Consider the following 13,644-nt stretch of genomic DNA (forward strand, 5'->3'; position numbering starts at 1 on the left):
GTCATCCTCCAGAAGGGTGGGTTCCGTGCGGGTCAGTGGTTCCAGGTGTGCCGGCGGCCGGCATCGCCAGAGCCGCTCTGATGGCCTCGGCCACGGTGTCCACCTGGGGTGCCGCGACGATGCCGTAGTGGTCCGTGGGCAGATGCCTCAGTACGGCGGACGGGGGGAGGCAGGTGGCCCACTGACGCTCCGACTCCTGGGGGTCCGCGGGGGCGTCCATACCCGGCGTGGGGTGTCTGGCCAGCCACAGATACGTGGGGACGGAGACGAGTGGCTTCACGCGATGTTCCCCGAGGCTGCGCAGGTTGACGCGGCAGCAGCGGGCCAGTCTCGCGGCGTACGCCTGCGCGTGCTCGGTCGGCAACGAGGGTGCGCCGCTGTCGAGTTCGGCGGCGAACACCTGGTCCAGACGGGCTTCGTCGTAGGCGGTGGCCGGCCCTTTCGCGTGGGGCGGCGGCGGGTCCAGAAGGTGGAGCGCTTCCGGTGGCCGCCCGGTCGCCTCGGCGAGGCCCGCCATCTCCATCGCCACACGGGCGCCGAAGGACCATCCGGCCAGGTGAAGTCGGTGCTCCGGCCCGCCGAAGCGTTCACGCAGTTTCGCGTGGTAGTGATGGGCCCGCTCGGTCAGTGACCATGCGGGCGTCTCGGGGTCGCGGAGTGCCGGGTCGGCGATGAGGCAGACCGTGGGCTCGGGTCCGAGCGCTGCCACCAGGGAGCGATAGGCCTGGATGTCGCCGCCCACGGGGTGCACCAGACACAGGACGGCCGGGCCGGTCCCCTCCTGCCAGATGTCGAGGACGACCCGGGAGGTGCTTCCGGTCGCCTCGACGGCGGGCCCCGCGGGGGTGAGGGCCGCCTCGATGTGTTTGAGGATCTCCGCGAGGCTGACGCGGTGGCTGAAGGAGGCCAGGTCGAACTCGACGCCGTAGTCGTCCTCGATCCGGTCGATCAGGCTGAGCAGAGTCAGCGAGTCGGCGCCCAGGTCGTAGAGGGAGTCCTCGGGACCCAGTTCGTCCAGGCCCAGCAGATCCTGGATCACCCGGGCCAGGGCGTCCGCTCGCTCCTCGGGACCGCCGGGGCCGGGGGCTTCTTCCTGTCCTTCCGTCCGGTGCACCGGTCCGGTGCGGGAGGGCCGGTCCGCGGGTTCGGCGGGGCCGTAGAAGGCTCGGGCGGCATCGATGTCCGTGGTGGAGACGAGGAGTTGGGGCAGTTGCAGGGCCAGGGCATGGCCGAAGACCGCTTTGCCCTCCTCGACGGTCAGCCCCACCGCGAGGTGGGCCCGATGGCGGGCGTCGGCGCTCGGAACCCGGGTCGCCATTCCGCTCTCGCTCCAGATGTCCCAGTCGATTGCCACCCGGACGGTCGTCTCCGTGTCGGTGGCCCGGTGATGGGCGAAGCCGCCGAGGAGGCCCGCGCCGGCCGCGTAGTCGCTGTGGCCGACACCGCCGAGCCAGGCGGACATCGAAGAGCAGTAGACCGCGATCGCCGGGCGGAAGGCTTCGATCAGCCGCTCGACGACGAGTGCGCCCCTCTCGCGGACCGCGGCGGCCTCGCGCATCGCCGCGGCATCACGCCGTACGAGCACCCCGGCGTGTCCGAGACCCGCCGCGTGGACGACGCCGTCCAGCCGTGGCGTCCGGTCGGCGACGCGCGCCGCCACTTCGTGAACGGGCATGGTCGCGAGGTCCGCCCGGACGAGGCCGACGCGGTGGGCCCAGGCGCTCAACTCCTCGGGCAGCCGCGGCTTCCTCGACAGCAACAGGATCCGGCCGCGGGTGTGTTCGAGCAGCCAGGCGGCGACGGCGCTGCCTATGCCGCCCGTCCCGCCGAGCACGAGGTGGACGGTGTCCTCTCCGGCCGGTACGAGGGACCGCGTACCCGCCGGGTCCGGTACGGGGAGGGTGTCGGGCCGCCACCAGTAGCCCTGCCGCAGCGCGAGCTGACGCGGCAGAGCCGGTCTGTCGCGCTGACCGGCCTCACGTGTCCCGGCGACAACCGAGGCCACGTGTCCGGCCCAGCGGGTGAGGTCGCCGTCGGGGAGGTCGATCCAGTGACCGTTCAGGGCGGACTCCTGAGGGGCGACCTCGACCGGCCCGGCGAGGAGCGCCAGGTCAGGTCGGTCCACCGCTCCCACCACGGGCCGGGCTCCGTACGACAGCCACCACACACGCGGGGAGCCGTCCCGCCCGGTCAGCGCCTGTGCCAGGGCGGCCGTGGTGTCCAGGCAGGCGCGGCGGGCGTGTTCCAGGGTGCCGGGGCCGACCGGCCCGCTCACGCCGAGCGGCAGGGCGTGCACCCACTCCGTGTCGAGCGAGACCGGAGCACCGTCCTCGGACAGCGCATCGAACAGCCGGCGCAGCGACGTCGGGTCGGCGGGGTCCGCCTCGTAGGCGTCCGGTCCTCTGCGGGCGAAGGCGCCGGCCGGGTGCACCCGGATCACTCGCGAGGCCACGGCTGCGAAGGGTGCGAGCGCTGTCCCCGGAGTGTTCTCGGGAGCCACGACGACCACGGCGGAGGCGCGGCCGGCCGGCAGGGCGGAGTCGGCGACGACGGCGCGGCGCAGCCGGACCCAGTGCGGCTGGTGCAGCCAGTTCTCACGGGGCAGCCTGCGGGGCGGGGCGGCAGGGGTCTCGCGCGGATCCGTGGGCGGTCGGTCGAAGTCGTACTCCGAGAGGGAGAAGGCCGGCGGCGGGAAGTCCCAGGGAGCCTGGGCTGAACCGGCTCCCCAGTCGACAGGGTGTCCTGCGGCCCACTGCGCGGCGAGGTCGTGGGCCGTGCGACCGGCCGCGGAGACCGTGGCGGCGTCCGGGTCTGCGGTCCCGAGCGGCACCGCGCCCGTGGCGACCGTGCGCAGCCAGTGTGCGGCTCCGGCGGCGTCCGTCACGGCTGCCGCGGCCCGCAGACGGCGAGCGACCCGCCCGGCCTGGAGATGACGCAGCACGCACCCGTGGCGCTCCGGGTGCAGTTGGAGGTAGTCGGCGATCCGGGCCGCGTCGGCGGCGAGGGCTTCCGCGCTGGAGGCCGACAGCACGAGGCACTCGGGTCCTTCGCGGGTTGCCGCCGGTCCGGGCACGCGGTCCTGCTCGACGACGACGTGGGCGTTGGTGCCGCCGATCCCGAAACTGCTGACCGCGGCCACCCGTTCGCGGCCCGCGGGCCAGGGCGTGGCCTCCGTCGGGACGTAGAAGGGGGTGGGGTCGGGGCCGATCTCCTGGTTGAAGGCCCGGAAGTTGAGGTTGGGCGGGAGAATCCCGTGGTGGACGGCGAGGGCGGCGCGTACGAGGCCCACCACACCGGCGGCCGCGCCCATGTGGCCGAGCTGGCTCTTGACGGAGCTCAGCGCGCAGCGGCCCGACTCACTGACGTCGAACGCCTGCCGCAGCGCCCCCACTTCGATCGGGTCGCCCAGCCGGGTGCCGGTGCCGTGGGCCTCCACGTACCCGAGGTCGGCGCCCGTGCGTCCCGCGCGGGACAGGGCGGTGCGGATCACCTCCCGTTGTCCCGCCAGGGACGGGGCGGTGTAACTCATCTTCGCCGCCCCGTCGTTGTTGATCGCGGAGCCTGTGAGGAGTGCGTAGACGGTGTCGCCGTCGCTCCGTGCCTGCCTCAGCGGTTTGAGGACGACTACGCCGACGCCGCTCGCGCCGACCGTGCCGGTGGCGTCGTCGCTGAAGGGCCGGCAGTCGCCGTCCGCGGAGAAGATGTGCTGCGGGCGGTAGCGGTAGCCGCCGGTCAGCCCGGGGTCGACGAGTACTCCGCCGGCGAGCATCACGTCGGCTTCGCCCTGTCGGAGCATGCCGGCGGCGAGGTGCACGGCTACCAGAGAGCTGGAACAGGCCGTCTGGGCGCTGAAGGCGGGGCCGGTCAACCCGAGGTGGTACGCCACCTTGGTGGCCAGGAAATCCTTCTCGTGGTGCAGGGCGAGCTGGAATCCGTCGGGCAGTCGGCCGGGGTCTGCCTCGCGCAGCAGGGACTGGAAGTAGGTGTTCTCCCCCGCACCGGCCACCAGGCCCACCCGTGTGGTCGAGGTGTCCGCCACGCCGGCGTGCGCCAGGGCCTGCACGCCGGCCATCAGCAGGTGACGCTGCTGGGGATCCATCAGACGAGCCTCTTGGGGACTGATGCCGAAGTGACCCGGGTCGAAGTCGAGCATCCCGTCGAGCGTGCTGTGCGCGCCGACCACTCCTCGCGGCGCGTCGATGCGGCGGATTCCGGTGCCGCCGGAGACCACCAGGTCCCAGAAGGCGGCCAGGTCCGGGGCACCGGGCACCCGTACCGCCATGCCGACGATCGCGATCGGTTCGCCGGGTTCGGGGAGCCCGTCGGTCCCCGGGGCCGAGGGGGGAAGGGGCCTCGGGGCGGTGAGGTGGCGGGCCAGGGAGCGGACCGTGACGTGCTCGAAGAGGTCCGCGACGCTGAAACGCATTCCGAGAGCCGTGGTGCAGCGCAGGTGGAAGCGCATCAGCGCGAGACTGGAGGCGCCCGCCTCGAAAAACGTCTGGTCCGGCGCGATCGTCGCCCCGCTGACCTCCTCGAAGGCGGCCGTGAGCCGCTCCTCCATTGCCGACAGCCCGGTGCGGGCGACCGCGGAACGGCGGATCTCCTCGCCCGGTGCACGAAGCGCCGCCCGCCGGTCCAGCTTGCCGCTGGGTGTGCGCGGCAGCGCCCGGAGCCTCCGGAACCGGTCGATGCGGACGTAGGAGGGCACGAGCGCGGACAGGTGCGCGCTCAGGTCGTCGGCGGACGGTGCTGTGCCGCGGAGTTCCAGGCAGGCCGTCAGCCGGTCGCCGTCACGTGTGACGACGGCGTTGACCACCGCCGGATGGCGCAGCAGGGCCGCCTCGACGGAGCCGAGTTCGAGCCGGTGTCCGCTGAGTTTGATCTGCTGGTCGTCGCGGCCCGCGTAGTGCAGCAGTCCCTCGCGATCGAAGAAGGCCCGGTCGCCACTGCGGTAGAACAGGCCCGCGCCGGGGAGTTCGACGAAGCGGGTGGCGTCGAGCGCGGGTTCGTCGAGGTAGCAGCGGGTGGTCATGGTCCCGCCGATCAGCAGCTCGCCGCTGTGGCCGGTCGGGACCGGGTCCCCCTGGGCGTCCACCACCCGCAGATCGGCGCCGGCCACCGGGCGTCCGATGGCGGGCCGTTGGGGCCAGTGACTCGGGTCGCCGTCCAGGCACAGGGAACTGACCACGTGTGTCTCGGTCGGCCCGTAGTGGTTGAACAGGCGCGCGCCGGGCAGGCCGGCGAACCAGCGCCGGATGCTGTCGGTGCACACCAGCTGCTCGCCCGCGGTGACCACCTCGCGCAGCCGGGAGGGGTACTTGCCCAGGCGGACCCCGTACTCGGCGAGCAACTGCAGAGCCACGTAGGGCATGAAGATCCGCTCGGCCCCCGTGGAGTCCAGCCGGTCCAGGAGCGCGGGCACGTCCTGACGCCACTCGGGGCGTATGAGCCGGAGACTGCCACCTGTGCACAGCGTTCCGAAGATCTCCTGGAAGGACACGTCGAAGGCCAGCATCGAGAACTGCTGGGTGGCCGCGGGGGCGGTCAGGCCGCCGGCACCGGACTGCCACCTGATCAGGTCGCACAGGGTGCGGTCGTGGATCTGCACGCCCTTGGGGACCCCGGTGGAGCCGGAGGTGAACAACGTGTACAGGGGTCGGCTCCCGTTGTGCGTGGGCCACTTTCCCGCACCGGCGGACGGTGCGCTCGCGCCGTCTCCCTCCCGTGGCGCCGGATCGGTCGCGACGACGGGGTGGGTCACCACGCCGTCCGGGAGCAGCGTGTCCAGCCTCGGCGAGCTGTCCTGTGCGGTCAGCACGCACAGCGGGTCGATCCGTTCCAGGACGCGCCGCAGCACGTCGGCCGGGTAGGAGGGGTCGAGGGGGACGGCGGTGACGTTCAGCCGTGCCAGTGCCAGCAGCGCCACCACGTGCTCGGCCGAGGGATCCAGGTACAGGGCCGCCCGGCAGGGGCTGCCGTCGGCCGGGACCGGGTGGCGGTCGGCCAGTTCCGCGGCGAGGTCCGCGGCACGGGCGTCGAGGGCCGCGTAGCTCAGGGTGCGGCCGTCGGCCGTGACGACGGCCGGGGCGTCCGGAGTACGGGCGACCTGCCGGCCGAATCCCTCGGTGACGGTGGTGAAGCCGGGTTCCGGGGCGGGTCCGCGCCCGTGCTCCGGGAGGGACCGCCGGTACGGCGCGACGAGTTCACGGGCAGTGCGGCGGCCACCGGCTGCGAGCGCGTCCACGCCCCTTCGCAGCAGCTCCGCCATCGCCTCGACGTCCTTGCCGGTGAACCGGTCCGCGGCGTACTCCCACAGCACGTCGAGTCCGTCCGTCTGCTCGACCACGGAGACCGTCATCGGGCACTTGGCCTCCGGGGCCGCCCACCACAGGGGGCGCTGGACGCACCCGGGCAGTCGCAGCGCCCCGAAGTCGGTGTTCTCCAGGACGAACAGGAAGTCGAACGGTGTGCTGTCGCCGGCGGCGTCCCAGCCGGTCAGGACGTCGGTGAACGCCACCTCCTGGTCTCCCAGTACCTGCCCTGTGCCGGTCCTGGTGCGGGCGAGGTGTGCGCGCAGGTCCTCGCCGGGCTCGACGGTCAGGGGCAGCAGTACGGTGTTCGCCATCATGCCGACGCTGTTCTCGAACTCGCGCACCGGGCGGCCCGCGACCGGCGCGGCGATGCGCGGGCGGACCAGGCCGGTCACGCCGTACAGGCACCAGGTGAACACGCTCAGCAGGACCTGGAACCGGGTCAGGCCGAACTCGACGCACACTCGGTCCAGTTGGTCCCGCCGGGTGGTGTCGAGGGACGTGCGCAGCAGGTGCGCCCGCGGTGCCGGGCCCGTGTCCTGGGCGGGCAGGGGCTCCTGGGGCTCCTCCAGTCCCCGGTAGAACGCGAGAAGCCGGTCGCGTCGCGCCTGGTAGGCCGTGCTCGCGAACCGGTCGCTCTGCCACAGGGCGAAGTCCACGGGGGTCGGAGCGGGTGTCCCGGACCCCTCGTCCGCGGCGTAGCCGGCCGACAGGTCGTGCAGCAGGATGCTCAACGACCAGCCGTCGACGGCGATGTGGTGCAGGTGCAGCAGGAGCGTGCCGCCGCCGTCACGCGGCAGCCAGCAGGCCCGGAGCATACGGGGGACGGCGAGGTCGAAGGGTTCGGCGAAGAAGCCGTCGGCAAAGGCGTGCGCTTCTTCCTCGTCCCAGGTCTGCCGGGAGCCCGGTTCGTGCCAGGGGTCGTACGGCTCCCCGACGGTCTGCTCCAGGCCGGCCGGTCCGGTGCCGAAGCTCGTCCGCAGGGCCGCGTGGCGTGCCACCAGGCTGCGCAGTGCCCGCCGCAGGGCGGTGGTGTCGACGGGCCCGTCCACGCGGAAGACCTGGTTGACGGAGTAGGCCCGGGAGGCCGGGTCGCGGCGCTGCAGCAGCCACAGCCGCTGCTGTTCGCTGGTGGCGGGCGCCGAGCGGGCACCGGAGACGACCGGTGCCGGCAACGCGCCCTCCTCACCGGGACGGACCCCGGTGAGGGAACGGGCGACGGCGGCCAGGTCGCCGTGGAGGACCTCCGCCTGGGACAGCTCACGGCCCCACCGCTGTCGTACGGCGAAGCAGAACCGGAGCGCCTTCAACGAGTCGCCGCCGCTGGCGATCCACCGGTCGCCGAGCCCGAGGCCCGTGGTGCCGAGAATGTCCTCGGCCAGTTCGACGACCCGGCGCTCCGTCTCCGTCGTGGCCGGTGCGCCGGAGTCGGAGGCGGTGGGCCGCCAAGGCCGGTCGGCCTGCCGCAGCAGGGCGGCCTGGTCGACCTTGCCGTTGGCGTTGAGCGGAAGCTCGGCCACGAGGTGGATCTGATGGGGGCGCATGTAGGCGGGCAGGTGGGTCGCCAGGTGGCCGTCGAACTCCTCGTAGGACAGGTCGTGACGCAGGACGAGGAATGTCAGCAGTTCGTTGGGGCCCTCCGGGTCCGCGCGGCGCGTGCACACGTAGGCCCGCTCGACCGCCGGGTGGGTGAGAACGCGCCGTTCCACCTCGCCGGGTTCGATCCGGAAGCCGCGGACCTTGACCTGGCGGTCGGCTCGTCCGACGTACTCCACCAGGCCCTCGTGGTCGGTTCGTACGAGGTCTCCGGTGCGGTAGTACCGCTCCTCGCCGCCGTCGAGCCACGGCAGCCGCACGAAGCGCCGCTCGGTCTCCTCGGGAAGGTTGCGGTACCCGACGGCCAGTCCGGTTCCGCTCAGCAGGAGTTCGCCGACCTCACCGGGCGCGGCGACCCGTTCCTGGCCCGGTACGACCAGGACCGCACCGGTCTGCGGCAACGGCCGGCCGATCGGCACCACGTCCCCGTCGAACTCCCGCGGGATCGGGTGGCACAGGGCGAAGGTAGTGGACTCCGTCGGCCCGTACACATTGAACAGACGGGTGCCGCTGTCGGCGTTGTCCCGGTACCAGCGGCGCATCACCCGGGGGTTGAGCTGTTCCCCGCCCACGAGCACCTCGCCGGCTGCGGCGAAGCAGTCGGGCACGGCCGTGACCATGGCGTTGAACAGGGCCGTGGTGATGAAGACGGTGTCCACGCGCTCGTGCCGCAGCGCCCCGGCGAGCCGCTCGGGGTTCTGCGCGTCCGCATCGCGCAGGATCACGCAGCAGCCGCCGGTCAGCAGGGGCGTCCACACTTCGAAGCTGAGCGCGTCGAACGCCGGATTGGCCAGGCAGGCATAGCGCCGACCGGGCTCGACACGGAGGGAGCCGGGTTGTGCCAGGCGCAGGATTCCGGCGTCCTGGATCTCGACTCCCTTGGGCTGTCCCGTCGTTCCGGAGGTGTAGAAGAGGAACGACGCCGTGCCGGGAGGGGCCGGTGCCTCCACGGCGTCAGCGGGGTCCGGAAGGTCGGGCAGCAGGGTGTCCGCGTCGAGGGCCTTCACGTCCGGCGCCGGCTCGGTCGCCTCGCGCACCAGGGCGACCGCAGCGCAGTCCCGGAGGATGAAGCGGCGCCGTTCGGCGGGGCTCTGGGTGTCCAGGGGCACGACCTGCGCCCCCAGCCGCAGGATGCCCAGCATCACACAGACGAGCCGCCACGACCTCGGCAGCGCCACCGCCACGGCCTGCCCCGCGGTGACGCCCTGGCGCCCCAACTCCCGGGCGACGGTGGCGGCTGCCGCGTTCAACGTCGCACAGTCGAGGGTGACCGGGCCGTCGACGACCGCCTCGGCCCGCGGTGTGCGCAGGGCTCGGCGGTGTATTTCCAGGGCGATGCCGGCCGAGGGGCCCACGTCCGCGGGCACGTCCGCGGGCAGGTCGGTGGGGGACGTTGCGACGCGCGGTTTCATCGTTCCTCCCACGTGCCTGAAGGGGTCGTGCACTCCGTCTCGCCCCTGGCGGGCACGGATGCCAGGCGGTGCAGTTCGGCGGTGAGGACGGCGGCGACACGGGGCAGCTCGTCGCTCTCGAGCATGTCCCAGTGACCGCAGGCAACCGGCTCGACCACGAATTCGCCGCTGACGCGACGCCGCCAGAACGCGCGCAGGCGAACGGCGGCGTCCTCGACGTCCGCCTCTTCGCCCTCCACTGCCGTCGCCTGCATCAGCACGACACGGGCGGGCGAAGCGGGTACGGCGTAGTCGCCCGCCGTCTCGCGATGGTGGTTGTAGACGTTCAGGTACCGGGCCACCTGGTCGTCGTCGATGCCCGGGTACATGCCGTTGAAGCGCACCAGTTTCTCCCGGAACTCCTCCATGCCGACCGGCGCCGTCGCGGCGCGCCGCTCGTCGCCGTGGGCGGCGTGGGTGTCGAGGAGGACCACGCCGGCCTTCTCGTGTCCGGCCGCTGCCAGTCGGCGGCCCATCTCGTACGCGATCAGTCCGCCGTAGGACAGCCCGCACAGCACCAGCGCCTCGTCCGGGCGCGGTTCGACGAGCCGCAGATACTCCTCGGCCATCGCCTCGACGCCGGGCAGGGTGGACTCGCCGGGATTGATGCCGGGTGCCTGGAGTCCCACCACGCCAACGTTGTCAGGCAGCGCCGCGGACAGCGGCAGGTAGCAGAAGGCGGTGCCGCCGGCGGGGTGCACGCACACCACGCGTTGCCGACCGCTTCCGGCGCGGAACTCCACCAGGCTGCTGAGCCCGGCGGACCGCGAGGCCTCGCCGTCGTTGGCCCGCACCCGCTCGGCGAGCGCCTCGATGGTGGGGTGCAGCATGACGTCCCGGACCGGCAGCGTCACGCCGAGTTCCTCCTGGACGGCGGACGCCATCTTGATCGCCGAGATCGACGTGCCGCCCAGCTCGAAGAAGTTGTCACCGATGCCGATGTCCGGGTGGAGCAGCACCAGCCGCCAGATCCGGTACAGCCCCATCTCCACGTGGTCGCGGGGCGCGGCGGCGTTGACCTGCCCCGCGCGGGTTCCGGCCGCGGCACGCAGCACCTCCGCCCCGGCCACCTTGCCGCTGCGGTTCAACGGCAGTCGCTCGAACTCGGCCACCACGGCCGGGATCATGTAGTCCGGCAGACGGTCCTTGAGGGCCGCACGCCACGCGTACGGCGTCCGCGTGGCCTCGGCGTCGCATCCCACGCCGGCGACCAGGCGGGGGCCACCGGGCGCCTCGCGATCGGCCAGCACCACGGCTTCGCGCACCCCGGGCACCGCCAGCAGCGCCGCCTCGACCTCGCCGGGTTCGATACGGAAGCCGCGCAGCTTGAGCTGGTCGTCGCGGCGGCCGAGGTACTCGGCGTTGCCGTCCGGCAGCCAGCGCGCCAGGTCTCCGGTGCGGTAGACGCGTTCACCGGGGAGGAACGGGTCGGGCACGAAACGCTCGTCGGTGAGATCGGGACGGTTCAGGTACCCGCGGGCCAGACTCGCTCCGCCGAGGTAGACCTCACCCGTGACGCCCACGGGTACCGGGCGCATGCGGTCGTCGAGCAGGTAGAGGCGTGTGCCGCGCAGCGGCCGCCCGATGGGGCACGACCGCTGGTTCGGCTGCGGGTCGGTGTAGGCGGTGGAGTAGAGCGTGGCCTCGGTCGGGCCGTAGCCGAAGCAGATGCGCAGGCCGGGCAGCAGCTCGCGCATGCGGTGCAGCGTGCTCTCCGGCAGGGACTCCACTCCGGTGAGGAGCCGGCGCAGGCTCAGGCCGGCCAGCCGTGCGACCGGATCCTCGCCGATCCACAGGACGTAGGACGGGGGCAGAAAGGCCTGGGTGACCTTGCGTTCGCGCATCCAGTCCAGCAGCGCCCGAGGGTCTCCACGGATGTCGTCGGGTACCAGGTGGAGCACGGCGCCCGTGGTCAGCGGGACGAGGAGTTCGTGCACCGAGGCGTCGAAGCCGATGCTCGACCAGGCCGAGGACGCCTCGCCGGGTGCGTCTCCCATGAGGGCGTGCCAGTGGTCGAGGAGATTGACGACACTGCCGTGCGTCACCGCCACGCCCTTGGGGCGGCCGGTCGATCCCGAGGTGTAGATGACGTAGGCGAGCCGGGCGGGGTCCGGGGTGACGCCGGGCGCTTCGACGTGGGTTCCCTCGGCCTCGACCTTCGCCAGGCTCTCCCACTGATCCCGGTCCTCTCCCCCGGTGTCCGCCCGGTCGGTCAGCACGAGGACCGGTGCGGCGTCGCTCACCATGGCGGTGAGCCGTTCCGAGGGCTGTCCGGGGTCGAGGGGCAGATAGGCGGCCCCGGCCTTGAGGATGCCGAGCACGCCGACGACGAGATCGGCCGTACGCCCGGCATGCAGGCCGACCACGCGGTCGGGGCCGGCACCGCGGGCTGTCAGCGCACGGGCGAGACGGCTGGAGCGACGGTCGAGGGTCGCGTAGTCCAGTTCCGCGTCGTCGGCCACCACCGCGCACTGCTGGGATCGTTCGCGCACCTGCGCCGCGAAGCGCTCCAGCACGCCCGCCGGTGTCGGGCCGGCCACGGTGGGCCCTGTGCTGAAGGTGGCGAGGAGTGTCCGCTGCTCGTCCTCGTCGAGCAGCGTCAGGTCGGCGATCTCGGCATCGGGCTGCTCGGTCATCAGGCGCAGCACGCGGAGGAAGTGGCGTAGGTACCGTTCGATCGTCGCCCGGTCGAAGAGCGCCACCGCGTAGTCGAGTTCCCCGGTCAGGTGCCGGCCTTCGTCGGCCAGGGCGAGGACCATGTCGAACTTCGCGGGTACGTGGGCGGCGTCCTCCCGCAACTCGACCTTCAGGCCGGGAAGTTCGAGTTCCCTCCGCATGGAGGGAACCCAGGCGAACATGGTCTGGAACAGGGCCGTGCAGGCGGGACTCCGGGGCGGGTTGACCAGCTCGACAACTCGCTCGAAGGGGAGGTCGACGTGCTGGAGAGCCTCACGGATGCGCTGGTTCACGCGCTTCAGGGCGTCCTTGACCCTGAGCGGGCCGGAGAGGTCGGCACGCAGCGCGAGGGTGTTGACGAAGAAGCCGATGAGACCCTCGACGTCCCCGCGTCGGCGGTTCGAGGTGGGCGCGCCGACCACGATGTCGTCCTGCCCGGAGAGCAGGGACAGCAGCACGGACCAGCCGGTGAGGACGGTTGCGTAGAGGGAGACATCGTTGTCCGAGGCCAGCGCGCGCAGGGCCCGCGTCAGGTCCTCGTCGACGTTCAGGGACACCCGGGCGCCGCGGAAGTCCTGTTGGGGAGGGCGGGGCCGATCGGTGGGGAGGGAGAGCACGGCCGGGGCGCCCCTCAGTGCGGTGGTCCAGTAGTCGCCGTGCGAGACGGGCTCGTCTCCCGACATCCACTCCCACTGCCAGCGCGTGTAGTCGCTGTACTGCCAGGTCAGTTCGGGCAGTGAGACGTCCTGCCCCTGCTGAAGCGCGGAGTACACCAGGCCCAGTTCTCTCAGCAGCAGCGAGCGGGACCAGCCGTCGAAGACGATGTGATGCGCCACCAGGATCAGGACGTGCCGGTGCGGTTCGAGTGCTATCAGGCAGCCGCGCACCATGGGCTCCTCGCCCAGGCGGAACGGGGTGCCCTCCACCTCCGCCCGTAGGCGCGTGAACCGCTCGACCCTGTCCGGCAGTCCCGTCAGATCCTCGAAGGTCACCGGGAACCCGGTGTCCGGTGGGTCGACGACTTGAAGAGCCGAACCCTCGGCCGGGACGAGCCGGGTGCGCAGGGCTTCGTGCCGGGCCGTGAGCAGATGCAGCGCCTCGATGAGCAGGTCCCGGTCCAGGGGCCCCTGGATATCGAAGGGCATCGGCTCGTTGTAGGCGGCGCTGGCGTCTCCGTCCATGCGCGCCATCACCCACAGACGTTCCTGCGCCAGTGACAAAGGCACGGATTTCGTCTCTTCGTCGGAACGATTACTGGCTACGATTCGGGGTAAGGACATGGGTTACCCTTCACGAGAAGAGAACGCGGAGGAAATCAGGTCCGGCAGCCCGGAGTATCGGGGTGACGTCCAGAATGTACGCATCGGCTATCGCACCTGGTCAAGCGTTGTCGCGTTGCCGCCCGGAGTCCCAGGAGGGCTGATCGTTCGGTAATCCGAACCGGACTTTTCACGGACTCGGTGGCGCCCCGCGCCAGGATCTGAAAATCGGCGTCTGTCTACCAAGGCTCCATAAAGTTGCGCGAGGTGCGTGCAGGGTGGCAATTGTGGACGCCTCTGCTTATTCGGCCGCCCGTGCGGTGGCTCATTTCCGCTGATGCTAAATGCGCT

At 72.0% G+C, this 13,644-nt stretch carries 2 protein-coding genes; both read right to left on the reverse strand.

Annotated features, from left to right (window positions below):
- Position 1 precedes the first annotated feature (1 nt).
- Complete coding sequence (locus tag Sdi02f_RS15275) at positions 2-9,319, reverse strand: non-ribosomal peptide synthetase (RefSeq protein ID WP_108933458.1); 9,318 nt, start codon at positions 9,317-9,319, stop codon at positions 2-4.
- A complete protein-coding gene (locus tag Sdi02f_RS15280; RefSeq protein WP_108933459.1) occupies positions 9,316-13,314 on the reverse strand; it encodes a non-ribosomal peptide synthetase in 3,999 nt (1,332 codons plus the stop codon). Before Sdi02f_RS15280 ends, Sdi02f_RS15275 begins: the two co-directional genes overlap by 4 nt.
- Between the last annotated feature and the right edge of the window lie 330 nt (positions 13,315-13,644).

This window comes from Streptomyces ardesiacus, assembly GCF_003112575.1.
Lineage (GTDB): Bacteria > Actinomycetota > Actinomycetes > Streptomycetales > Streptomycetaceae > Streptomyces > Streptomyces ardesiacus.

Excerpts from the sequence above, each read along its gene's own strand:
- Sdi02f_RS15280 (WP_108933459.1), bottom strand. The coding sequence starts at position 13,314 with ATGTCCTTACCCCGAATCGTAGCCAGTAATCGTTCCGACGAAGAGACG.
- Sdi02f_RS15275 (WP_108933458.1), bottom strand. The coding sequence starts at position 9,319 with ATGAAACCGCGCGTCGCAACGTCCCCCACCGACCTGCCCGCGGACGTG.